Here is a 22,137-nt window from a genome sequence, read left to right as displayed (position 1 = left end):
ACCGACAAAAGGGGCGCGGTCGGGGTGGGGAGACCGCGGGAATAGGCGCGGTCGGGGCGGGGAGACCGCCGACGAGCGCGGTCGCGCCCGCGTCGCTCAGTTCCCGTCCGTCTCCCGGTCCGCGTCGATGACGTCCTCCAGCGTCTCCGTGCCCACGTCGCTCGCGAGCTTGACGCCGACGAGCGAGACGACGATCCCCGCGACGATGAACCCCGCGAGCCGCTGGACGGGAGTCACGCCGACGCCGATCGGGTCGAACGGGTCGATCACCGCCTCCTGCGCGAGGAAGTAGCCCGCGAACCCGCGGACGACGAGCGAGACGGCCCCGATGACGAACGGGAGGTTGAGGTAGGGGGTCCGGATCCCCTCGTCGCGGATCAGCTCGTCGAGCAGCCGCCCGACGGCCGCGGTGACGCCCGCGACCGCGAACCACGGGATGGCGGTGTAGGTGAACTCCATCGCCTCCACGAGCCGGGGGGCGCTCCCGAGCTCCGAGGCCGCCAGCACGCCGAAGAACCCGCCCACCAAGGCGAGCCCGCCGGCGACGACGTAGGTCACGATCGACACCTGGCCGGCGTACAGCGCCTCCCGGACCCGCTCCGGCATCCCCGCGACGAACCGGTCGATCGCGAGGCCCTTGTACAGCAGCGCGGCTCCGAGCAGCCCCGCGACGCCGGCGACCGCCTCGGCGGCGGAGAACCAGTAGAACAGCGCCGGCAGCAGCAGGAGAGCGACGCCGAACGGGACGAGGACCGTCGAGCGGAGCTGCTCGTCGGCGAGGAACTGCTTCAGGAGGTAGTACGTCGACTCGATGTCGCGGGCCTGGCGGACGACGACGCGGTCGACCGAGTCGACCGGGATCCGCGACTCGACGATCGGGAGCACCCGCTCGTCCTCCGCCGAGTCGACGACGACGACCGCGGCCCGGGGGTCGTACCGGTCCACGAGGTCGTCGAGCTGGGCGGCGATCGAGCGGTCGGCGCCGACGGCGGTGTCGCTCTCGGCAGACACGACCGCGACGACCGCCTCCTCGCGCTCGTCGCGGAGGTCGCGGGCGACCCGCAGCGACTCCAGCAGACAGTTGACGCTGGCGTCCTCCGGGTCGCTGAGCCCGGCGTCCGTGACGAGCGAGCGGACCGCCTCCCAGCCGGCGACCGGCATCGGGACGTTCGTGGCCCGCCCGATCGCCCCGGACCGGTCGATGCAGATGACCAGCGTCGTCACGCCTCGACTCTCGATCCGCCCGGATAAAAAGCTCCCCGTCGGTCCGGGGGATCGGCTCGCGGCTTCCCCCGGCTCACGCCCCGCTCACCGGAGCTCGACGTCGACCTCGCCGCCCTCGCTCGCGAAGACGCTCGCGACCCCGCTGCCGGCCGCGAACGCGACGCGCTCCGCGCCGATGCCGAGCCGCTCCGCGAGCCCCCGGTCGGGCGTGAACTCGCGGACCTCGGGCTCCGCGTCGATCAGCTCCGCGAGCCGGTCCTCGACGTCGTCCTCGGTGCCGAGCTCGTCGACGAGGCCGATCTCCAAGGCGTCGGTACCGAGGTACACCCGCGCCTCGGTCTCGCGGATCGCCTCGGCGTCCATGTCGCGCCCCTCGCTGACGGTCTCGACGAACTGCTCGTAGTAGCCGTCGATGATCCCCTGGAGGTACTCGCGCTCGTCCTCCTCGATCTCGCGGAGCGGGACGCCGGCGTCCTTGTACTCGCCGGCGGTGAACTGCTCGTAGGAGATGCCGAGCTTGTCGGCGAGGCCGGCCGCGTTCGGGCGGGAGCCGACGACGCCGATCGAGCCGACGAGGCTCGCGTCGCGCGCCCACAGCTCGTCGCAGCCGCTCGCGATCCAGTAGCCGCCGGAGGCGCAGGTGTCGGTGGCGTACGCGACCGTGGGCCCGTCGAAGTCGGCCGCGGCGCGCCGGATGTCGTCGCTCGGGAGCACCTCGCCACCGGGCGTGTTGAGCTCGACGACGAGCGCCTCGACGTCCCCGTCCTCGTCGGCCGCCTCGATCTGCTCGACCACGTCGTCGGCCGTCGTGCCGCCCGGCCCCGACAGCGGGGAGGGCCGCCCGCTCTTGCGGGTGATCGGCCCGGAGACCGTCACCTTCGCCGCGTTGTACTCGTCGGCGTCGCCGAACCGCCCGCGGGTGAGTCGGGCCACGATCCGCCCGCCGGCCACCGTCGCCGTCGCGCCGACCACGGCCGCCGCGAGGAGGGCCCGTCCGTCGGAACGCGCGTCGCTTGCCATACCGTCGGTTGGGGGCGTGGCCGTTTATATATACGGTCGGCCGTCGTCCCCCCGGAACCGGACCCCGTCCGGAACGGCGAGACCGACGTCCGCCGTCGACGGCTCCGCAAAGGCCGAATTTTTGTAGCCCTGTGCTGATGAACGCGACAGGGATGGCAGGGAACGAAGACGAGGAGGCGTTCGTTCGGTACGGTGTCGACGACAGACCCCCGCTCGGGAAGTCGCTCCTGCTGGGCGCGCAACACTACCTCACGATGGTGGGCGCGAACATCGCCGTGCCCCTCATCCTCGCCGGCGCGATGGGGATGCCCGACGCGGTCGTCCCGCGCTTCGTCGGCACGTTCTTCGTCGTGTCCGGCATCGCGACGCTCGCGCAGACGACGTTCGGCAACCGCTACCCGATCGTGCAGGGCGCGCCGTTCTCGATGCTCGCGCCCGCGCTCGCGGTCATCGGCGTCGTGACGGCGAATCCGCCTGAGGGCATCGTCGCCTGGCGGGCGGCGCTGCTCCAGCTTCAGGGCGCGATCATCGTCGCCGCGCTCGCCGAGGTCGCGGTCGGCTACCTCGGGCTCGTCGGCCGGCTGCGAAGGCACCTCTCGCCGGTCGTCATCGTGCCGGTCATCGTCCTCATCGGCCTGTCGCTGTTCAACGCGCCCGAGATCACCGCGACCGAGCAGAACTGGTGGCTCCTCGGACTGACGCTCGCCGCGATCGTCCTGTTCTCGCAGTACCTCGGCGGGCGGTCGCAGATCTTCCAGCTGTTCCCGGTCCTCCTCGGTATCGTCGTCGCGTGGGCGGTCGCGGCGGGCCTGTCGCTCTCCGGCGTCTTCGGGTCTGGCACGCCCGGCTACGTCGACCTGGCGAGCGTCGCCGCGGCCGACCCGGTCCACCTTATCTATCCGCTCCAGTGGGGCGTTCCGAGCGTGACGCCGGCGTTCGTCATCGGCATGCTCGCGGGCGTCGCCGCCTCGATCGTCGAGTCCATCGGCGACTACCACGCCGTCGCCCGCCTCTCCGGCATGGGCGCTCCCGGCAGCGAACGGATGACGCACGGCATCGGCATGGAGGGGCTCATGAACGTCTTCTCCGGGGTGATGGGCACCGGCGGGTCGACCTCGTACTCCGAGAACGTCGGCGCCATCGGCCTCACCGGCGTGGCCTCGCGGTACGTCGTCCAGATCGGGGCGGCGCTGATGATCCTCGTCGGGTTCGTCGGCTACTTCGGCCAGCTCGTCGCCACCATCCCGAGCCCGATCGTCGGCGGCCTCTACGTCGCCATGTTCGCCCAGATCGTCGGCGTCGGCCTCTCGAACCTCAAGTACGTCGACCTCGACTCGTCGCGCAACATCTTCATCATCGGGATCGCGCTCTTCTCCGGGATGGCCGTCCCGGAGTACCTGCGGAGCGTCGGGAGCGCGGACGCCCTCCAGCAGGGGCTGGCCGAGAGCTTCCTGCTCGGTCCCCTCCTCGGGGCCGACGTCGTCGCGAACACGATCTACGTCATCGGGTCGACGGGGATGGCCGTCGGGGGGCTCGTCGCCTTCCTGCTCGACAACTCGGTCGCGGGGACGGCCGCGGAGCGCGGGCTCACCGCGTGGGAGGACGCGACCGAGGCGGACGTGGAGTTCACGTCCGCGTACGACCGCTTCGTCTCCGAGGAACAGACGACCCGCAACGACTGAGCGGCCTCGAAGCGGGACCGATTCGGACGGGAGCCGACGCGACCGCTCGCGGGGCGCGACCGGCGTATCGAGGCGTGACCGGCGTATCGAGGCGTGACCGGCGTATCGAGGTGCGACGCGCGTTGCGGCGGGGCTCGGCGCGTCGCGGGAAAACCGCAGAAACGTCGGTTCGACCGAGCTACAGCAGGCCGGTCTTCTGGAGCTTCATCAGGTCCTCGGTGTCGAGCGTCTCGCCCTCCTTGAACTTCTGATAGATCTCCTCGGCCTCCTCCTTCTCCTCCTCGCGCTTCTCCGCGCGCTCGTCCTTGCGCTCGCGCTCCTCCTCCTTGTCGAGCTCGCGCAGGCGCTTCTGGACGCGCACGAAGTCCTCGTGGTGGCGGTCGGCGGCCTCCTGGGCCTCCACGAACAGCTCGTGCATCTCGTCGGCCTCGTCGCGGATGTCGTCGGCCTCGCGGTAGGCCTCTATCATCTGGTTGTGGTGCTCCTGGGCCTTGTCCGCGAGCTCCGTCACCTTCTGGTGGTGCTGGGACGCCTCGGAGCGGACCTCCTCGGCCTCCTCGACGAGCTCGTCGAGCTCGCTCGTGTCGTCGACCTTCTCCTTCTTCTCGGCGAGCTTCTCGCGCTTCTCGTCGATCTTCTCGATGAGCTCGCGCTCGTCCTCCGCGTCGAGGACTTCGGTCTGCTGCCGGAACTCCAGGTCCTCGATCTCCTCTTTGAGCTCCTCGATGGACTTGCCGGAGCCGAGCTCCATCTCCTGTTTGAGCTCCTCGACCTCGTCGAACAGCTCGTTGGCCTCGGCGTTGAGCTCGTTGCGCTTGTCCTTGTGCTCTTGAACCTGCTCGTTGAGCTCGTCGCGCTTCTCGCGGTGTTCCTGGGCCTCGTCGACCTTCTCGCGCGTCTTCGCGTTGAGGTCGTCGCGCTTGGAGGCGCGCTCGGAGGCCATCTGGTTCAGCTCGTTGCGCCGGTCTCGCAGCTGTCCGGCGCGCTTGATGAGCTGTCCCTTGGAGCCGTTCTCCAAGTCGTCTTCAGAAAGGTCCACGTTGTCCGCCTCGTCCATCGGTTCGATGTCGTACTGTTCGATGACTTCTTCTTTCGTTACCATTTTTTAATCACTCCATCACCGCTCCGGCGATAGCAGACGCTCGCTGTGATGCGTCGGGCCGTCGACAAGAACTCCCGTTCATTTCAGCGTGCGGTTCCACCAGCGCCAGAGGCGTTCTGGTACCTGCGACTACCCCCGGATGACACATAAATACTTCGGTGATTTTCGTGTGTATCGGTGTCACGGCGCGTGTACCCCGCGATTTCCGTGGTTACGGTTCACACGACCCCTCGGTTCTCTACGGCCCGTCGGCCCCGATTCGGGCCGCGCGGCTACGCCGCCCCCGACCCGCCGTCCCCGCCGACCTCGTACGAGAGGACGATCCCGTCGTCGAACCGCTCCGCGTCGGTGAGCGTCAGGTCGGGGAACCCCCCGGTGAACCCCTCGCCGTCGGCGAGCGTCGGCGCGTCGCGGCCGCCGATCACCATCGATCCGACGTAGACGTGGAGCTCGTCGACGATCCCCGCCGCGAAACAGGAGTAGATCACCTCGCCGCCCCCCTCGACCATCAGCCGGTCGACGCCGCGGTCGGCCAGTTCGTCGAGCCCGGCCGCGAGGTCGACGCGTTCCTCCCCGGCGACGATCACCTCCGCGCCGGCCGCGGTCAGCGCCTCGCGGCGCCCCTCGGTCGCCGCCGCCGAGACGAGGAGGTACGTCGTCGCCGCGTCGTCGAGGATCCGGGCGTCGGTCGGCGTGCGTCCCTCCGAGTCGACGACGACGCGGGCGGGGTGGCCGGGGCGGCCGTTCCGCAGGCGCTGGACGCGGCGGTCCTCCTCGTCGAGCGTGAGGTGCGGGTCGTCGGCGAGCACCGTCCCGACGCCGACGAGCACCGCGTCCGCGGCGGCCCTGACGCGGTCGACCCGGTCGAAGTCCTCGGGGCCGGAGATGCGGAGCTGCTCCCGGCGCCGCGTCGCGAGCTTCCCGTCGACGCTCTGGGCGGCGTTGACGACGACGTGCATACGCGTGCGTGTCGGGGACGGGGAATGGTCGTTTCGGTCGAACCTCCGCGTCGCCGACTCCGGCTACTCCGCGTCGCCGACCCCGTTCCGCACCTTCACCGCGACGCCGCTCGCGAACGCCTCGGCCTCCGCGCCGGAGAGCTCCGCGCGTCCGACCGCGAACAGCGCGTCCGCGTCGTCGACGACGAGCACCTCGTCGCCGGGGCGGATCCCGCCGTCGGCCGCGGTCACGAACTTCGCGAAGGCGTTGCGCCCCTCGCGGACGAACGGCTCGCTCTCCTCGCCGACGACCACCCGGTGCCGCGGCGGGGCGAACGCCTCGCGCAGCCGCCGGCCGCCGGCGACCCCGAGCGTGAAGCGCCCGTCGGTGCCGTACGAGACGAGCCGGTCGCCCTCGGAGCTCCCGGGCGTGTCGTCGACGTCGCCGACGATCACCTGCCGCGGGCGGCCGCCGCTCGACCGGCGGACCGTCAGCGGCTCCTCTGGGGGGAAGAGGGCGCGGCCCGCGCCGGCGCCGAACTGGTAGTCGGCGCCGGTCCGGAGGTCCGCGAGCGCGTCGGCGTCGGTCATACCCGCACTGTCCCGGCCACGCGCAAAGCCGTTACGACACGGGACGGGTCGGAGCGTACGGCACGCGGGGGCACGTCTACAGCTCGATCCGGTCGACGATTGACGTCGTCCCGTCCTCGTCGCTGTGGGTGTTGATCGCGATCGTCTGGATCCGGTCTTCCAGCAGCGACCCCTCCATCTTCGCCTTCAGCAGCGAGTCCACCTGGTAGACGCCCGCGGCGTTGTTCATCCGGATCACGACCTGCACGGGCGTCTCCTCGCCCTCCCGCAGCGAGACGCGCTCGATCGCCTGCGAGGAGACGGTGTTGATCCCGCGGCCGCCCTCCTCGTAGGGGACCCGCGAGCGCCCGCGCTCCATGTCGAGGCCGTCGGCGATCCGGACGACGCCGGCCTCCAGCGTCAGCGGCTGCTCCTCGGTGTGGTGACAGAGGATGGCGTGGAGCACCTCGGCCTTCACGCGCACCCGCTCGGCCACGCCGTAGAAGGAGGGGAGGAGGTCGTCGAGCAGGTCGGCCGCGAGCGGGATCGAGTAGTACGGGTGGTCGTGGCGGTGGACGACGTGGCCGATGTCGTGGAGCGTCGCCGCGAGCGCGATGATCACCGCCTCGTCCGCCTCGTCGAGCCCCTGCTGGCGGGCGCCGTTGAACTCGACCCCGCCGGCCTTCAGCAGGTCGTACAGCCGGAGCGCGCGGTCCCGGACGATCTCCACGTGTTTCGCGCCGTGGTCGTTGTACCCCTTCCGGTCGACGGGGTTGACGTTCTGCGCCTCCAGGCACGCCGTGATCTCCGCGTCCGCGGCGATCCGGTCGAGCACCTCGTTGAGGCGGTCGTCTGGGAAGGCGTGGTCGGCCTCGGGGTCGTACTCGTGACGGTCGGCGTCTGTGTCGGCGTCGAGTTCCGGGTCGGCCGCGTCGCCCTCGCTCGCCGGCCCGGGCTCGTCCGGGTCGATCGCGGGGTCGCTGGGATCGGTCATGAGATCGGTGCAGACGAGCCGCCGGGGTAAAAGGTGTGCGTGCTCGGCTCGCGGCCGCCGGCGCGGTCCGGGTCCCGCTCCGCGAACGGTCGGGCCGGTCCGGACTCCGCACCGCGAACGGTCAGACCCACCCGCGTCCCCCCTCGACGGCAGTTTCGACCCGAGACAAAATCTATAAGCGGCGGAGGCTCACAGTACGGGTGTGAACTCGCCCGCGTCCGGACGCGGCCCGCCGACGCCGTCAGCGACGCGGCTCTTCTCGAAGAAACGCGCGTGAGCCGTCCGCCGGCGGGAGTGGCGACCCCGTCCCGGACGACCCCCGGCCCGCGCGCACCGTTCGTTTCCCGACCGACCGCAGACACCCACAGCGCACCCATGACAGACGCGACCACAACGACGCCGTACGGCGCACAGACCGAGACGGACCGAGAGTCGACCGACGAGCCCTTCGAGGGGGTCTACCCCGCGATGACGACCCCGTTCACCGACGACGACGAGGTCGACCACGCGCAGCTCGCCGACAACGCCCGCTCCCTTGAACGCGCGGGCGTCGACGGGGTCGTCCCCGTCGGCTCCACCGGCGAGTCGGCGACGATGACCCACGACGAGCACGTCGACGTGATCGAGACGGTCCGGGACGCCCTCGACGACATCCCGGTCATCGCCGGCACCGGCTCGAACAACACCGCCGAGGCGCTCTCGCTCTCCCGGCGCGCGGCCGACGCGGGGGCCGACGGGCTCCTCCTCATCTCCCCGTACTACAACAAGCCCGAGCCCGCCGGCTTCCTGGAGCACTACCGGACGATCGCGGACGCGGTCGACCTCCCGCAGATCGTCTACAACGTCCCGAGCCGGACCGGCCAGTCGATCCCGGTCGACGTCACGGTCGAGCTCGCCGAACACCCGAACATCCGGGGGTACAAGGCCGCCTCGGGCGACCTGAACCTCATCAGCGAGGTGATCGAGCGCACCCGCGACGAGGCCTTCTCCGTGCTCTCCGGCGACGACGGGCTCACCCTGCCCGTCCTCTCCATCGGGGGCACCGGCACCATCAGCGTCGTCGCCAACGTCGAGCCGGAGCGGTCCTGCGCGATGGTCGGCGCCGCGCTCTCGGGCGACTACGACCGCGCCCGCGCGCTCCACCACGAGCTCTCGCCGCTCGTCCGCGAGCTGTTCGCCGAGACGAACCCGATCCCGGTGAAGGAGGCGATGCACATCCGCGGGCGCGGCGGTCCGCACGTGCGCTCGCCGCTCTCGCGGCTCTCCGCGGAGCGCCGCGAGGCCCTCCGCGAGCTGCTCGCCGAGTACGACGAGAACGCGCCCGGGACCGTCGACCCGGAGACGGTCGATCCGAGGACCGTCGAGCCCGCCGCGGGGGACGCGGAATGAGCGGCGGAGGCGCCGGCGCGGACCGCCGGCTCGCCGTCACCGGCGCCGGCGGCCGGATGGGCCGCGAGGTGATCGAGGCCGCGGTCGACCGCGAGGGCGTCGCCGTCGCCGTCGCGGTCAACCGCACCGCGACAGACCCCGTCGCGGGCGTCGAGGTCGACGACGCCGACCGGCTGGGAGGGCTCCTCGCGGCCGAGTCCCCCGACGTTCTCGTCGACTTCACGGGGCCGGCCTCGGCCGTCGCGTACGCCGAGGCCTGCGCCGACGCCGGCGTCCCGATGGTCACCGGCACGACGGGGTTCGCGGGCGGGCAGCTCGATAGCCTGCGGGCCGCGAGCGACGCCGTTCCGGTGCTCAAGGCGTCGAACTTCGCCCGCGGCGTCGCCGCGCTCCGCCGCGCGGTCCGGGAGGCCGCGGCCGTGCTTCCCGGCTACGACGTGGAGCTGACCGAGACGCACCACAACGGGAAGCGCGACGCCCCCTCGGGCACCGCGAAGTCGATCCTCGACGACGTGGAGTCGGTCCGCGGCGACCTCGACCGGCGCGTCCACGGCCGCGAGGGCGACGCGCCGCGCGAGGCCGGCGAGATCGGGGTCCACGCTCGTCGCGCGGGCGACGTCACCGGCGAGCACGAGGTGCTCGTGGCCGGGAACCGCGAGACGCTCGAACTCACGCACCGCGCCGGCGACCGCGGGGTGTTCGCGGAGGGCGCACTCGACGCCGCCGCCTGGCTCACCGGCCGCGACCCCGGCTGGTACGGGTTCGACGACGTGCTGGACGCGGGGAGCGAGTGACCTCGGAGCGCCTCCACATCGACGCATAAATACCGACAGTCGCCCATACGCTACCAAATGACGCTCGAATCCGACGTATCCGACCTGTGGAACCGCTATCAGGAGGGGCTGACCGCCGCCGACGCGACCGACGCGGACGCGGCGGTGATCGACGAGTTCCTCGCCGCGCTGGAGGCCGGCGAGGTCCGCGCCGCCGAGAAGACCGGCGACGACGTGACCACCTGGGAGGCCAACGAGTGGGTCAAGCGGGGCATCCTGCTGAACTTCGGCCTGCGCGAGACGGAGCCCCGCGAGCACGGCGGCGTCACCTACTACGACGTGCTCCCGCTGCGCGACACCGCCGACCTCGGCGAGCGCGGCACCCGCAACACGCCCGACGGCACCGTCATCCGCCGCGGCGCGTACCTCGGCAGCGACTGCATCATGATGAGCCCCTCGTTCGTCAACATGGGCGCGCACGTCGGCGACGGCACCCTCGTCGACTCCTGTGACACCGTGGGCTCCTGCGCGCAGCTCGGCGAGAACGTCAAGCTCGGCGCCAACACGCTGATCGGCGGCGTCCTCGAACCGGTCGAGGACGCGCCGGTCGTGATCGAGGACGGCGTCTCGCTCGGCGCGGGCTGCCGGGTCACCTCGGGGTTCCGCGTCGGCGAGAACTCGATCGTCGGCGAGAACACCCTCCTCACTCCCAGGATTCCGGTCTACGACCTCGTCGAGGAGGAGGTCGTCTACGGCCACCTGCCGGCCGACCGCCGGGCGTTCACCCGGATGGTGGCGTCGTCGGTCGGCGACCACGAGCTGTTCGAGGGCGGCGCGTACAAGCCCGCGGTCGTCGCGACCCACGTCGAGGAGGAGACGCTGGAGGCGACGCGGCGCGAGGACGCGCTCCGGGAATGACCGGCGCAGACGCGGCCGCACCGGACGCGGGAGAGAGCCCTTCGGTCCGACGCGTGGGCGACTGGGACGCCGACCGCCTCGCCGACCTCGCGGCCGAGCACGGCACGCCCCTGTACGTCCAGGACCTCGACCGGGTGCGCGAGAACTGCGAGCGCCTGCTCGCGGCGTTCCCCGGGGCGGACGTGCGGTACGCCGTCAAGGCGCACACGGGACGGCGGGTCCTCGAAGCGGTCCGCGACGCCGGCCTCGACGCCGAGTGCGCCTCGGCGGGCGAGGTCGACCGCGCGCTCGCGGCCGGCTTCGGCGGCGACCGGCTCCACTACACCGCGGTCAACCCGCCGGCGCGCGACCTCGACTACGTCGTCGGCGTCGCCGAGGCGGAGCCCGACCTCACGGTCACCGCCGGCGCGGTCGACACCCTCGACCGCCTCGCCGAGCGCGGCTACGACGGGCGCGTCTGCGTCCGGGTGAACCCCGGCGTCGGCGCGGGCCACCACGAGAAGGTCCGGACCGGCGGCGCGGCGAAGTTCGGGATCCCCTACGACCGCGCCGCCGACGCGGCCCGCGCGGCCGCCGAGCGCTTCGACGTGGTCGGGATCCACGCCCACGCGGGCTCCGGCATCGACCCCGACCAGCTCGACAGCCACCGGGAGCTGGTCGCGCGGATGGGCGAGCTGGCGCGGGAGCTGACCGATCCGGATCCCGCCGGCGGCGCAGCCGGAGTCGGCGACGCACCCGCCCCCCTCGACCTCGACTACGTCGACGTCGGCGGCGGGTTCGGCGTCCCGTACGAGGAGGACGAGCCCCCGCTCGACCTCCCGGCGGTCGCCGAGGCGACCCGCGAGGCCGTCGCGCCGCTGCCCGCGGGGGTCGACCTCGCGGTCGAGCCCGGCCGGTACGTCGTCGCCGACGCGGGCGTCCTGCTGACGCGCGTGAACACGGTGAAGCCGACGCCCGACGAGCGCGTCGTCGGCGTCGACGCCGGGATGACCGACCTGCTGCGCCCGGCGATGTACGACGCGTACCACCCGATCCGAAACCTCGGCGGCGGGCGAGGGAGCGACGGGGGCGACGCCCCGGCGCCCGAGGAACGGGGGGCAACGGCTGTCACGGTCGCCGGACCTATCTGTGAGACCGGCGATACCCTCTGTAGGGACCGAGCGCTCGCCGACCCAGTCCGCGGGGACCTCCTCGCGGTCGGGGTCGCGGGCGCCTACGGATACGAGATGGCGAGCCAATACAACTCACGACCGCGGCCGGCGGAGGTCGCGCTCGACGACGGAACCGCGACGGTCGCCCGACGGCGGGAGCGCCTCGCCGACGTGACGTCGACCGAGCGGGCGGAGACGGCGACCGAGCCGGCGACGGAGGGGGGCCGATGAGCACCCACGCCGTCCCGGTCGAGAAGTACCACGGCACGGGCAACGACTTCCTCGTCGTCGACGCGAGCGCGCAGAGCGTCGGCGACCGCGCGGCGTTCGCGCGCGCCCACTGCGACCGCGAGACGGGCGTCGACGGGGCGGCGTTCGGCGCGGACGGCACCGAGGGCGACGCCGCGGACCGCGACGGCGACGCCGGCCGCCGCGGCGCCGACGGCGTCCTCTTTCTCAGCATCGAGGAGCGGTTCGATCCGACCCGCGTCGTGATGACGCTCGTCCAGCCCGACGGCTCGACGGCGACGATGTGCGGCAACGGCGCGCGCGTCGTCGCCCGGTGGGCCCACGACCGGACCGGCGACCGCGAGTTCATGATCGACACGCAGGCGGGGACGCGGCGCGCCTCGGTGACCGCGGACGCGACCGCCGCGACCATCGAGATGGGCGAGCCGACGTTCGACCCCCGACGGGTCCCCGTCGCCCGCGACGAGCCCCTGGTCGACGAGCCGGTCGCGGGACTGACCGTCACGGCCGTGAACACCGGCGTCCCGCACGCGGTCGCGTTCGTCGACGGCGGCCGCGACGACCCGGACGGGATCGACGCGGTCGACCTCGACGCCGTCGCGCCGCCGGTCCGCCACGCCGACGTCTTCCCCGAGGGCGCGAACGTGAACCTCGCGGCGGTCGTCGACGACGGGAGCGGCGGACGGCCCGCGGTCCTCGACCAGCGCACCTTCGAGCGCGGCGTCGAGGGCGAGACCCGCTCCTGCGGCACCGGCGCGGTCGCGGTCGTCGCCGCCGCGCGCCGGCTCGGCCTGATCGAGGGCGAGGCGGCCGTGAGCCGCCCCCCGGGCGGCGACCTGGAGATCGCGGTGCCCGACGCGGGCCACGCGACGCTGACCGGCCCCGTCGCCCACGAGTTCTCCGGCGCGCTGCCGGTCGACCCGCGATGAGCGCGCCGTCGTTCGACCCCGTCTCCTTCCTCGAACGCGCGGTCCGGACGCCGTCGCACGAGTCCGTCGACGAGACCCGCGAGCTGGTCGTCGAGACCCTCGACCGGTTCGGCGTCGAGAGCGAGGTCGTCGCCGGCGGCTGCGTAGTCGCAGAGAGGCGGTCGCCGGCGCCGGACGCGGGGCCGCACCTCGTAGCGAACACGCACCTCGACACGGTGACGCCGCACGTCCCCGTCGAGCGCGGGGAGGCCCGCGAGGACGAGCGGGGCGGAGCCGCGTCGGGGGACCCTCCGATCGAAGTGATCCGCGGGCGCGGCGCCTGCGACGCGAAGGGCCCGCTCGCGGCGCTCCTGTCCGGGTTCCTCGCGGCCGACCCGGAGCGCGGCCGGCTCACGCTCGCGCTCACCCCGGACGAGGAGTCGCTGTCGCTCGGCGCGGCGGCGCTGACGGGGCGGCTGCCGGGGACCGAGGACCGGCTCGACGCCGACTGCTTCCTGGTGGGCGAGCCGACCGGGCTCGACGCCTGCACGGCCGCGAAGGGCCGGTTCCAGGGGACGGTCGAGCTGTCCGGCGTCGCCGCCCACGCCGCGGAGTTCGCGGGCGCGAACGCGGTCGCGGCCGCCGAGGACGCGCTCGCGGCGGTCCGCACCTTCGACGCCGACGCCGACGAGCACCCGCAGCTCGGCGCGCCGAAGCTCACCCCGACCGTCATCGAGGGCGGCGGGGCGACGAACCAGGTGCCCGCGGACTGCGCGATCACCGTCGACCGGCGGAGCGTCCCGCCCGAGACGGCCGAGGGGTTCCGGTCGTCGCTCGCGGCCGCCGTGCGGGCGCGCGTCCCTGACGATATCGGCGTCGAGGTCGCCCTGACCGACCGGGCGTCGCCGTTCTTCGAGGCGTTCTCGACGGATCCCGACCACGAGCTGGTGGAGGCGGTCGCTGGCGCGGCGCGGGCGGCGGCCGACTCGACCGGGCTCCCGGCCGACCGCGGCGGGTCCGTGCGACCCTTCGGCGCGGCGACGGAGGCGTCGTACTTCGCGCCGGCGCCGACGGTCGTGTTCGGCCCCGGCGACCTCGCCGACGACGCGGGGGCGGTCGCGCACTCGGAGCGCGAGTACGTCCGGGTCAGTGAGGTGACGGCGGCCGCGGCGGCGGTCGAACGGGCGATCGCGGGGCTGCTCGGCGGACCGGGCTCGACGGGAGGCGACCCCGCCTAGAGCAGGAACGTCTCCTCTTCCTCGGCGAGGTCGACGAACTCGTCGGCGGCCTCGATCAGCTCGTCGGCGGCGGAGTCGCCGAACCCCATCGCCTCGACGCGGACGCCCTCGTGGCGGAGGTGCGAGCAGAGCCGGGCGAAGTCGCCGTCGCCGGTACAGAGCACGACGGTGTCGACGTGGCTCGCGAGCGAGACGGCGTCGAGGCTCATCCCGAGGTCCCAGTCGGCCTTCTTGGAGCCGTCGGCGAACGTCTTGATCTCCTTGATCTTCGTCTCGAAGCCGATGTCGCGGAGCGCCTCGAAGAAGCTCTCCTCCTCCGGGGAGTCGGCGCGGATCACGTACGCGATGGCGCGGACGAGCGCGCGGTCGCTGACCGCGGCCTCTAGGAGCCCCGAGTAGTCGATGTTCCGCGAGTAGAAGCTCTGCGCGGAGTGGTACAGGTTCTGCGAGTCGGCGAGCACCGCGACGCGCTGGTCGGGGTGGATGTCCGTCATACCGCGTCGTTCGGCGCCCCGGGTTAGGGGCTTTGGGATCCGAGCGTCGGCCGCGGAGCTCGACCTTCCGACCGCCTCGTCGCGGCGCCGCGCCGCGCGTACATCGAGCCCGCGCGCGACGGTCACGCTCGGTCTCCGACCGGCCCCCGTCGATAGCGGCCGGCTCGGCCCGCGCATCTGAAGGTTTTAGTGCGTACAATCGCTGTGTCGTGGTATGTCACGGCGGCGCACCGGTACGGACGACGGCGGTCGGCGACTCGGACGCCGGCAGTGGCTCTCCATGCTCGGCCTCGGCGGCGCGACCGCGCTCGCCGGCTGTTCGGGGGACGACGGCGGTGACGGCGGGTCGGGCGGTTCCGGCGGTGGGGGCGACGTCGAGATCGGCGACTTCCCGCGGTTCGGCGTCGGCGACCTCTACGGACGCGACGTCGCCAGGGACCTCGCGCGGCGGGCCTTCGACCGGTCGGAGTACGACTACGGCTTCGACGGCGACGCCATGGTAACCCCTGACGGCGAGCGGGTGGAGCTCGGGATCATCCACGTCGCCGGCGCCGAGACGAACCAGCTCACGGCCGAGTTCATCGCGCAGGAGCTCGGCGACAACCTCGGAATGAGCGTCAGCGTCGACGCGATGAACCCGACCCAGTTCAGGAACGACTACTGGCTCGGGGAGAGCACCGAGGGGGGCACGGACACGGTCGACGGCGAGGAGGTCGAGTGGTCCAATCCGAACCCGAACAACCCGGGGCCGCGGTCGGTGACGAGCAGCGAGCCCTGGGATATGTCGGTCGTGTACGGCCTGAACACGTACCCGCTCAACCCGCTGACGAACGAGGTGTTCTTCGACGGCGCGGACGCCCAGTACAACCCGGTCGGGTACTACCCGCAGTTCGACGCGACCGGCCTGTTCGAGGAGGCCCGACGGGCGACGAGCCGCGACGGGCTGCGACGGGCGTTCGTCGAGATCTTCGAGAACCTCGCCAGGGAGCAGCCGTACATCATGCTGCTGTTCAGCGCGGACCTCGTCGGGTACAACCCCGCCCTCGTCGGCCCCATCGAGAACTTCTCCAACGGCTGGGACTTCGGGCGGTGGTACTTCGACGAACCGACGGTCTCCGGCTCGTACGACACCGTCACGACCTCCGGGTTCAGCACGCTCAACCCGCTGTACAACACGGAGAGCGGCGCCGGCGACGCGATCGGTCGCGCGCTCGACCAGGGGTACACGTTCGACGAGAACCAGGACTTCTTCCCGCTCCTGTACGACATGTCCTCCGAGGAGGGCGAGGTGTGGACGTTCGAGATCCGCGAGAACCTCCGGTTCAGCGAGCCCTACGGGCGGGTCACCGCGGAGGACTTCGTCTACGTGATCCGGGAGCTCCACAAGAGCGACTGGGCGAACACGTACGCCGCCACCAACTGGGAGGGCGTCGAGGTCGAACAGACCGGCGAGTTCGAGTTCCGGGCGACCCTGTCGACGCCGAGCCTGCTGTGGCCCGAGTCGTACGATCCGCTCCTCTACCCCATCCCGCGGGGGCTCGTCGAGCCGTACGTCGAAGAGCGGGACGCCGAGGGGCTCCAACAGGACGAGGAGCTGTTGGAGCTGCAGTTCGCCGGCAACCTCGGCGCCTTCGAGCTCGACGAGTGGGAGCGGGGATCGGGCGTGGAGTACACCCGCAACGACGAGTACTACCTGCGCGACATCGACGAGGGGCCGGACCTGTTCTCCGAGGCCCCGCTGTTCGAGGCGGCGACGATCAGCGTCGTCGAGGAGCAGGCGTCCCGGCTTGGCGCGCTGGAGACCGGGGAGGCCGACTCGGCCGGTATCCCGCCCGAGCAGTTCGAGTCGTACACCGAGAGCGACGACGTGACCACGCGGCAGATCCCGACGCCGTACAACTCGATCCTCTCCGTGAACCAACGCGACAACGGGTGGAACGCCGGCCCCGGGAACCCCTTCCGTCACGTCCCCTTCCGACAGGCGCTCGCGGCGGCGATCAGCAAGGACGAACTCATCAGCGGCGTCTATCGCGACCTCGCGGACCCGCACTTCACCTGGCAGCCCCGGTGGTCCGAGTTCTACCCGGACGACGGGTAAGCGCCGAGGGTCGACCTCTCACTCATGGGATTTGGAAGATACGTCGTCGCTCGAACCCTGTGGGCAGCGGTGGTGTCGCTCATCATCACGACGATCACGTTCCTCCTGCTCGCCGCGGCCCCGAACCCGCAGGTCCAGGAGGCGGCGACGCAGGCCGCGCTACAGGGGGGCGACCCGGCCGAGGCCGCGGAGCGCGCACGCGAGCTCCGGGGGCTCGACGAGCCGCTGTACGTCCGGTACGCCGACTTCGTCCGGGGCGTGTACACGCTCGACTGGGGGTGGGCCGAGAGCCGGAGCCAGCCGGTGACCGAGGCGCTGGCACAGGGGCTCTACTACACCGCCCAGTACTCCGTCCCGTGGACGATCCTGACGGTCCTGATCGGCCCCCTTGTCGGCGTCTACTCCGCGGCGAACATGTACTCCTGGAAGGACCACGTCGCGACCGGGTTCGCCTTCTTCGGCTACGCCATCCCGAACTTCTTCTTCGGGATCATCCTGCTCCTGATCTTCGGCGTCTGGCTTGAGGCCATCCCGATCGTGTACAACACCGACGTGCCGGTGTTCAGCGTCCGGAACGCGGTCCAGCTCGCGGTGCCGGTGTTCGTCCTGGTCACCGGGTCGATCGGCGCGATCATGCGCGTCTCGCGCAACGAGTCTGCGGAGTTCCAGAACGCGGACTTCATGAAGACGGCGAAGGCGAAGGGGGTCTCGCCGTTCCGCGCGTACGCCTACCACGTGATGCGGCCGACCCTGGTGCCGCTGTCGACGACCCTCGTCGGACAGCTGCTGGCGCTGTTCCTCGGGTCGTCGCTGCTCGTGGAGGTCGTGTTCGGGATCCCCGGCATCGGCCGGCTGACGTACGACGCGCTCATCGCGCAGGACACGAACCTCGTGCTGGGTTCGACGCTGGCGTTCACGTTCGTCGCCGTCGTCGGCAACCTCCTGGAGGACATCGTGTTCACGGTGTTGGACCCGCGGATCAGCTACGACGACAGGTGACCGGAGGAGACACACATGGCAACACAGGAACCCGACCGCTTCGACCGAGTCGACTGGGACGAGATCTCGCGGTCGCGGTGGTTCGACCCGTCGATCAACGGGATCGGCGTGCTCGCCACCGCGCTCCCGCTCCTGCTGGTCGCGCTGTACGACTGGCTGGTCCTCGACGAGCGGACGCCGACCCTCGACCCCGTCGGCCTCGGATGGGACGTCGGGACCGTCGACTACCTGTTCCTCTTCACGCTGTCCCTGTTCGCGTTCTACATCGTCCTCCCGCTGTTCCAGAACCCCCGCCGGACGCGGTACTACTGGCGGGAGTTCAGACGCAACCGGCCCGCGGTCGTGAGCCTCGGCTGGCTCGGGGTCGTGTTCGTCGGCGGCGTGATCGGCCCGTTCTTCGTCAGCGCGCCCGAACAGAGCATCCTCACCGGCTACCAGCCGCCGGTGTTCCTCTCGATCGACGAGTCGTACGTCTCGACGTGCGTCGGCGAGGTCGTCGCCGGTCGGTGTCAGGGGACCTGGCAGCACCCGCTCGGCACGACGGCGGGCGGGAAAGACGTCTTCGCGGGGATCGTCCACGGGATGACGATCAGCATGCAGATCGGCTTCATCACGACGACGATCGTGGCCTCGATCGGCATCACCTTCGGCACGGTGAGCGCGTACGCCGGCGGCTGGGTCGACGAGGTCATGATGCGGTTCGTCGACGTCGTCCTCTCGTTCCCGACGCTGCTGATGTTCCTGCTCGTGCTGTACATCTACGGCGCCGGGCTCGGGATGTTCATCCTCGTCTTCTCGGCGTTCGCGTGGGGCGGCACCGCCCGGTACGTCCGGAGCAAGTCGCTGTCGATCGCCGAGGCGGAGTTCATCAAGGCGAACCGGATCAGCGGCGCGAGCACCTACCGCGTCGTGCGGCGTCACGTCGCGCCGAACGCGGCCAGCAGCATCATCACCCAGCTCACGCTGCTCGTCCCCGGCTTCCTGCTCGCCGAGGCGCAGCTCGCGTTCCTCGGGCTCGGCGACTCCGCGGTCCCCTCGTGGGGACAGCTGATCTCCGCCGGTCGGAGCGACCTCTCGTTCGCGCCGTGGATCGTCTTAGCGCCCGGCATCGTGCTGTTCTTGACCATCCTGGCGTTCAACTTCCTCGGCGACGCGCTGCTCGACGCCCTGAACCCCGAAGCGGAGGCAGAGAACGCGTAATGTCTCCCCCGCTCCTCGAGGTCGAGGGCCTCACGACGACGTTCGACACCGACGGCGGGACGCTCACCGCGGTCGACGGGATCGACTTCTCGGTCGACGAGGGCGAGACGGTCTGTATCGTCGGCGAGTCGGGCTCCGGCAAGACCGTCGCGACCGAGTCGATCACGCGGCTCGTCAGGGAGCCGCCGGGCCGCGTGGCGGGGACGGTCCGATTCAAGGGTCGCGACCTGCTGGCGATGCCCGACGACGAGCTCCGCGAGGTCCGCGGCGACGATATCGCGCACGTCTTCCAGAACCCGCAGGAGTCGATGAACCACTGTTACACGGTCGGGTGGCAGATCGCCGAGGCGCTCCGGATCCACCGCGACGTCTCGGACGACGAGGCGCGAGCGCGGGCCGTCGACCTGCTCGACAGGGTCGGCATCGCGAACGCGAGCGCGCGCTTCGACGACTACCCGCACGAGCTCTCCGGCGGACAGAAACAGCGCGCGATGATCGCGATGGCGCTCGTCGGCGACCCCGACCTCCTGATCGCCGACGAGCCGACGACCGCGCTCGACGTGACGGTCCAGGCGCAGATCCTCAGGCTGCTCGACGAGCTGCAGGCGGAGTTCGGCATGGGCGTGCTGTTCGTGACCCACGACCTCGGCGTCGTCGCTCAGATCGCCGACCGGGTCGTGGTCATGTACGCGGGGAAGGTGATGGAGCGCGGCGGCGTGCTCGACGTCTTCGACCGCCCGGCGCACCCGTACACCCGACGGCTCTTAGACTGCGTCCCGGAGCTCGGCGGCGACGGGGGCGGGATCCCCGGCACGCTCCCGGACCCCCGCGACCCGCCGGACGGCTGCCGGTTCGCGCCGCGGTGCGCGCACGCGGAACGGGCGTGTCGGACCGACGGACAGCCGGAGGAGATCGACGTGCGCCCCGGGCAGCGCGTCTCCTGCGTCCACTACCGGGACGGTCGCGATCCGTCGGTGCTCGACGAGGATCCGCCGGGAGCGGAGCCGGACTCGAACGAGGTGACCTCCGGGGATGACTGACGAGCCGGTCCTCTCGGTGCGAGGCCTGAAGAAACACTACCCGATCCGGAAGGGGATCTTCAACCGGCAGGTCGGCGTCGCCCGCGCCGTCGACGGGATCGGCTTCGACATCGGGCGCGGGGAGACGCTCGGTCTCGTGGGCGAGTCCGGCTGCGGGAAGTCGACCGCCGCGAACTCGATCGTCCGGCTGGAGGAGCCGACCGCCGGCGAGGTCGTGTTCAACGGGAACGGCCGCGGCGGGGCGAGCCGGGACCCGGACGGGAGCCACCCGAACGACGTGACCCGCTTCTCCGACGCGGAGCTCAAGGAGTTCCGCCGCGGGGTCCAGATGATCTTCCAGGACCCGTCGTCGAGCTTCGACCCGCGGATGACGGTCGGCGGCGCGGTCGCGGAGCCGCTGGAGGTCCACGGGATGTCCGACCGCGGCCGCAGGCGAGCGATCGTCGAGGACCTACTGGAGCGCGTCGGCCTCTCCGCCGAGGATTACGACCGGTACCCCCACGAGTTCTCCGGCGGCCAGAAACAGCGGATCGCGCTGGCCCGGGCGCTCGTGTTGAACCCGGACCTGATCATCGCCGACGAGCCCGTCTCGGCGCTGGACGTCTCGATCCAGGCCGAAATTCTCTCGCTCGTCGACGACCTGCAAGCGGAGTTCGGCCTCTCGCTGCTGTTCATCAGCCACGACATGTCGGTGATCCGCCGGATCAGCGACCGCGTCGCGGTGATGTACCTCGGCGAGATCGTCGAGGTGGGCCCCACCGACGAGGTGTTCGCCGACCCGCGACACCCGTACACGGAGGCGCTGCTGTCGTCGATCCCGACGCCGGACCCGCGGTCGAGCCTCGGCGGAATCGAGCTCACCGGCACGGTGCCGAGCCCGACGGACCCCCCGAGCGGCTGCCGGTTCCACACGCGGTGTCACCGGGTCATCCAGCCCGACGGGACGGATATCGACCAGTCCGACTGGCGGGGGATACTGAACTTCCGCGACCGGGTCGCCGACGGCCGGATCGACGTCGAGAGCGTCAGGGTCGGCGCCGCCGGGACCGCGAGCGACGACGACGTCCGGGACCGGCTCCGCGCGGAGTTCGACATCGCGGACGAGATCGACGATCCCGAGGTCGAGGACGCCCTGCAGGAGGCGATCGATCGGCTCCTCGCCGGCGACGAGGAGGGGGCGGCGACGCTGCTCGCGGAGCGGTTCACCACGCCGTGCGCGGCGACCGCCCCGGAGCGGACCGTTCACTCCGAGGGCCACGAGTCGTCGTGCCTCCGGCACCGGTCGGAGCACGCGGTCGCGGCGGACCGCGCCGACGACTGAGCCGGCGGTCCCCGCCGACCCCGACCGCTAGCGGTCGCGGACCGTCGGGAGCGTCACCGGCCGCGAGCCGCCGTCGTCCCCGTTCCTCACCACGGTCACCGTCGGGGCGTCGGCGCCCGCCCCCTCGCCGGCGAGGACCGCCGTCGCGCCCGCCGCGAGCGGGGCGACGACGCCCGCGGCCAACGCCCGCGGATCCGAGAGGTCGCCGCGGAGAACGACCTCGTCGCCCGGTTCGAGCCCCCGCTCGTCCGCGACCGACGCGGCGGCGCCGAGCAGCGCGCGGTGGGAGACGTCGCCGGTCCCCCCCGACGCACCGTCGCCCCCGTCCGGTCCACCGCCTGCCGTCCCGCGGAGGACCGGGTCGTCCGGCCCGACCGAACTCGGCGGCATGCCGGGGTTCTCGCTCCACAGCTCCTGCTCCCAGTGGGTCGTCTCGGGGCGCTCCGGCGGCCCGCCGAAGACGGCGAGACTCGTGCCTGGCGCCGGTTCGGTCGCCGGCTCGTCGGCCGCGTCGACGAGGACGACGCGGTCGCCGCGCTCGATCCCCGTCGCGGGGTCGAACCGGACCGGAGCGCCCAGTCCCGCCGCCCCGAGGACGGCGAGCGTCGTGTGGAAGCCCGGCGCCGGCTCGACGGCGACCGTCGACCCCTCGCGCGCGCCGAGGTAGCGGAGCACGTTCGCCGCCTTGTACGCGTTGGTGATCAGGTCGCGGTACGTCCGCTCTCGGCCGTCCGGGGTGACGAGCGCGATGTCGCTGCTCCGCCGGTCGCGTGCGAGGAGATCGCCGACGACGTCCATGTCCGGGGGTCGGAGCGGGCGAGGCTTAAAA

The 22,137-nt window shown here is 71.8% G+C and carries 20 protein-coding genes; 12 read left to right on the top strand and 8 right to left on the bottom strand.

The window, feature by feature from the left end:
* Nucleotides 1-96 precede the first annotated feature (96 nt).
* Both NO900_RS08685 and sppA read right to left on the bottom strand, forming a co-directional pair.
* Complete coding sequence (locus NO900_RS08685; protein ID WP_256408820.1) at nt 97-1,224, bottom strand: DUF373 family protein; 1,128 nt, start codon at nt 1,222-1,224, stop codon at nt 97-99.
* 84 nt (nt 1,225-1,308) lie between these two features.
* Nucleotides 1,309-2,244, bottom strand: coding sequence for a signal peptide peptidase SppA (sppA, locus tag NO900_RS08680; protein ID WP_256408819.1), 936 nt, complete (start codon nt 2,242-2,244; stop codon nt 1,309-1,311).
* 152 nt (nt 2,245-2,396) lie between these two features.
* On the opposite strand from sppA, the gene NO900_RS08675 reads away from it, so the two are divergent.
* Nucleotides 2,397-3,926 (top strand): uracil-xanthine permease family protein, encoded by a 1,530-nt coding sequence (locus tag NO900_RS08675; protein WP_256408818.1) that lies wholly within the window; start codon nt 2,397-2,399, stop codon nt 3,924-3,926.
* 178 nt (nt 3,927-4,104) lie between these two features.
* On the opposite strand, the gene NO900_RS08670 is transcribed toward NO900_RS08675, so the two are convergent.
* The 4 genes from NO900_RS08670 to NO900_RS08655 all read right to left on the bottom strand — a co-directional run bounded on the left by NO900_RS08670 (nt 4,105) and on the right by NO900_RS08655 (nt 7,530).
* The gene (locus NO900_RS08670) at nt 4,105-5,028 is read right to left on the bottom strand and encodes a coiled-coil protein (RefSeq protein WP_256408817.1); all 924 of its coding nucleotides are present in this window, start codon (nt 5,026-5,028) and stop codon (nt 4,105-4,107) included.
* Nucleotides 5,029-5,300: 272 nt separating this feature from the next.
* Nucleotides 5,301-5,987 (bottom strand): 2,5-diamino-6-(ribosylamino)-4(3H)-pyrimidinone 5'-phosphate reductase, encoded by a 687-nt coding sequence (locus NO900_RS08665; protein ID WP_256408816.1) that lies wholly within the window; start codon nt 5,985-5,987, stop codon nt 5,301-5,303.
* A gap of 63 nt (nt 5,988-6,050) precedes the next feature.
* Nucleotides 6,051-6,557, bottom strand: coding sequence for a PUA domain-containing protein (locus NO900_RS08660; RefSeq protein WP_256408815.1), 507 nt, complete (start codon nt 6,555-6,557; stop codon nt 6,051-6,053).
* A gap of 76 nt (nt 6,558-6,633) precedes the next feature.
* The gene (locus NO900_RS08655) at nt 6,634-7,530 is read right to left on the bottom strand and encodes an HD domain-containing protein (RefSeq protein ID WP_256408814.1); all 897 of its coding nucleotides are present in this window, start codon (nt 7,528-7,530) and stop codon (nt 6,634-6,636) included.
* 375 nt (nt 7,531-7,905) lie between these two features.
* On the opposite strand from NO900_RS08655, the gene dapA reads away from it, so the two are divergent.
* Genes dapA through NO900_RS08625 form a run of 6 tightly spaced genes read left to right on the top strand, consistent with a single transcriptional unit; the run spans nt 7,906 to nt 14,156 of the window.
* Complete coding sequence (dapA, locus tag NO900_RS08650; protein ID WP_256408813.1) at nt 7,906-8,919, top strand: 4-hydroxy-tetrahydrodipicolinate synthase; 1,014 nt, start codon at nt 7,906-7,908, stop codon at nt 8,917-8,919.
* On the top strand, nt 8,916-9,713 hold the full coding sequence (gene dapB, locus NO900_RS08645) for a 4-hydroxy-tetrahydrodipicolinate reductase (protein WP_256408812.1): 798 nt from the start codon (nt 8,916-8,918) through the stop codon (nt 9,711-9,713). The genes dapA and dapB overlap by 4 nt, the downstream gene beginning before the upstream one ends.
* A gap of 57 nt (nt 9,714-9,770) precedes the next feature.
* The gene (locus NO900_RS08640; protein WP_256408811.1) at nt 9,771-10,610 is read left to right on the top strand and encodes a 2,3,4,5-tetrahydropyridine-2,6-dicarboxylate N-succinyltransferase; all 840 of its coding nucleotides are present in this window, start codon (nt 9,771-9,773) and stop codon (nt 10,608-10,610) included.
* Nucleotides 10,607-11,992 carry a diaminopimelate decarboxylase gene (lysA, locus tag NO900_RS08635; RefSeq protein ID WP_256408810.1) on the top strand — a complete coding sequence of 462 codons (1,386 nt, stop codon included), beginning with the start codon at nt 10,607-10,609 and terminating at the stop codon, nt 11,990-11,992. Before NO900_RS08640 ends, lysA begins: the two co-directional genes overlap by 4 nt.
* On the top strand, nt 11,989-12,939 hold the full coding sequence (gene dapF / locus NO900_RS08630) for a diaminopimelate epimerase (protein WP_256408809.1): 951 nt from the start codon (nt 11,989-11,991) through the stop codon (nt 12,937-12,939). The genes lysA and dapF overlap by 4 nt, the downstream gene beginning before the upstream one ends.
* Complete coding sequence (locus tag NO900_RS08625; RefSeq protein WP_256408808.1) at nt 12,936-14,156, top strand: M20/M25/M40 family metallo-hydrolase; 1,221 nt, start codon at nt 12,936-12,938, stop codon at nt 14,154-14,156. The genes dapF and NO900_RS08625 overlap by 4 nt, the downstream gene beginning before the upstream one ends.
* On the opposite strand, the gene NO900_RS08620 is transcribed toward NO900_RS08625, so the two are convergent.
* The gene (locus NO900_RS08620) at nt 14,153-14,650 is read right to left on the bottom strand and encodes a LabA-like NYN domain-containing protein (protein ID WP_256408807.1); all 498 of its coding nucleotides are present in this window, start codon (nt 14,648-14,650) and stop codon (nt 14,153-14,155) included. The two genes, NO900_RS08625 and NO900_RS08620, sit on opposite strands and share 4 nt — an antisense overlap.
* A 214-nt stretch (nt 14,651-14,864) precedes the next feature.
* Here NO900_RS08620 and NO900_RS08615 point away from each other — a divergent pair, with 214 nt between their 5' ends.
* The 5 genes from NO900_RS08615 to NO900_RS08595 are packed head-to-tail and all read left to right on the top strand — an operon-like array spanning nt 14,865 to nt 21,308.
* Nucleotides 14,865-16,748: an ABC transporter substrate-binding protein gene (locus NO900_RS08615; RefSeq protein ID WP_256408806.1), complete on the top strand. Its 1,884-nt coding sequence runs from the start codon at nt 14,865-14,867 to the stop codon at nt 16,746-16,748.
* Nucleotides 16,749-16,772: 24 nt separating this feature from the next.
* Nucleotides 16,773-17,747, top strand: coding sequence for an ABC transporter permease (locus tag NO900_RS08610; RefSeq protein WP_256408805.1), 975 nt, complete (start codon nt 16,773-16,775; stop codon nt 17,745-17,747).
* 15 nt (nt 17,748-17,762) lie between these two features.
* Nucleotides 17,763-18,947 carry an ABC transporter permease gene (locus tag NO900_RS08605; RefSeq protein WP_256408804.1) on the top strand — a complete coding sequence of 395 codons (1,185 nt, stop codon included), beginning with the start codon at nt 17,763-17,765 and terminating at the stop codon, nt 18,945-18,947.
* Complete coding sequence (locus NO900_RS08600) at nt 18,947-19,987, top strand: ABC transporter ATP-binding protein (protein WP_256408803.1); 1,041 nt, start codon at nt 18,947-18,949, stop codon at nt 19,985-19,987. The genes NO900_RS08605 and NO900_RS08600 overlap by 1 nt, the downstream gene beginning before the upstream one ends.
* Entirely contained in the window at nt 19,980-21,308 is a 1,329-nt protein-coding gene (locus NO900_RS08595; RefSeq protein WP_256408802.1) for an ABC transporter ATP-binding protein, read from the top strand. The genes NO900_RS08600 and NO900_RS08595 overlap by 8 nt, the downstream gene beginning before the upstream one ends.
* Nucleotides 21,309-21,335: 27 nt before the next feature.
* Here the strand turns inward: NO900_RS08595 and NO900_RS08590 are convergent, their stop codons facing one another.
* Nucleotides 21,336-22,106, bottom strand: coding sequence for an acyl-CoA synthetase family protein (locus NO900_RS08590; protein WP_256408801.1), 771 nt, complete (start codon nt 22,104-22,106; stop codon nt 21,336-21,338).
* Nucleotides 22,107-22,137 lie beyond the last annotated feature (31 nt).

The organism is Halorubrum rutilum (genome assembly GCF_024494565.1).
This window is presented reverse-complemented; position numbering and strand designations above follow the sequence as displayed.

What these genes read in the sequence shown, in the direction of transcription:
- NO900_RS08640 (WP_256408811.1), top strand. Translation starts at nt 9,771, where the DNA reads ATGACGCTCGAATCCGACGTATCCGACCTGTGGAACCGCTATCAGGAG.
- lysA (WP_256408810.1), top strand. Translation starts at nt 10,607, where the DNA reads ATGACCGGCGCAGACGCGGCCGCACCGGACGCGGGAGAGAGCCCTTCG.
- sppA (WP_256408819.1), bottom strand. Translation starts at nt 2,244, where the DNA reads ATGGCAAGCGACGCGCGTTCCGACGGACGGGCCCTCCTCGCGGCGGCC.
- dapB (WP_256408812.1), top strand. Translation starts at nt 8,916, where the DNA reads ATGAGCGGCGGAGGCGCCGGCGCGGACCGCCGGCTCGCCGTCACCGGC.
- dapA (WP_256408813.1), top strand. Translation starts at nt 7,906, where the DNA reads ATGACAGACGCGACCACAACGACGCCGTACGGCGCACAGACCGAGACG.
- NO900_RS08665 (WP_256408816.1), bottom strand. Translation starts at nt 5,987, where the DNA reads ATGCACGTCGTCGTCAACGCCGCCCAGAGCGTCGACGGGAAGCTCGCG.
- NO900_RS08590 (WP_256408801.1), bottom strand. Translation starts at nt 22,106, where the DNA reads ATGGACGTCGTCGGCGATCTCCTCGCACGCGACCGGCGGAGCAGCGAC.
- NO900_RS08675 (WP_256408818.1), top strand. Translation starts at nt 2,397, where the DNA reads ATGGCAGGGAACGAAGACGAGGAGGCGTTCGTTCGGTACGGTGTCGAC.
- NO900_RS08620 (WP_256408807.1), bottom strand. Translation starts at nt 14,650, where the DNA reads ATGACGGACATCCACCCCGACCAGCGCGTCGCGGTGCTCGCCGACTCG.
- dapF (WP_256408809.1), top strand. Translation starts at nt 11,989, where the DNA reads ATGAGCACCCACGCCGTCCCGGTCGAGAAGTACCACGGCACGGGCAAC.
- NO900_RS08670 (WP_256408817.1), bottom strand. Translation starts at nt 5,028, where the DNA reads ATGGTAACGAAAGAAGAAGTCATCGAACAGTACGACATCGAACCGATG.
- NO900_RS08660 (WP_256408815.1), bottom strand. Translation starts at nt 6,557, where the DNA reads ATGACCGACGCCGACGCGCTCGCGGACCTCCGGACCGGCGCCGACTAC.
- NO900_RS08625 (WP_256408808.1), top strand. Translation starts at nt 12,936, where the DNA reads ATGAGCGCGCCGTCGTTCGACCCCGTCTCCTTCCTCGAACGCGCGGTC.
- NO900_RS08610 (WP_256408805.1), top strand. Translation starts at nt 16,773, where the DNA reads ATGGGATTTGGAAGATACGTCGTCGCTCGAACCCTGTGGGCAGCGGTG.
- NO900_RS08600 (WP_256408803.1), top strand. Translation starts at nt 18,947, where the DNA reads ATGTCTCCCCCGCTCCTCGAGGTCGAGGGCCTCACGACGACGTTCGAC.
- NO900_RS08615 (WP_256408806.1), top strand. Translation starts at nt 14,865, where the DNA reads ATGTCACGGCGGCGCACCGGTACGGACGACGGCGGTCGGCGACTCGGA.
- NO900_RS08605 (WP_256408804.1), top strand. Translation starts at nt 17,763, where the DNA reads ATGGCAACACAGGAACCCGACCGCTTCGACCGAGTCGACTGGGACGAG.
- NO900_RS08595 (WP_256408802.1), top strand. Translation starts at nt 19,980, where the DNA reads ATGACTGACGAGCCGGTCCTCTCGGTGCGAGGCCTGAAGAAACACTAC.
- NO900_RS08655 (WP_256408814.1), bottom strand. Translation starts at nt 7,530, where the DNA reads ATGACCGATCCCAGCGACCCCGCGATCGACCCGGACGAGCCCGGGCCG.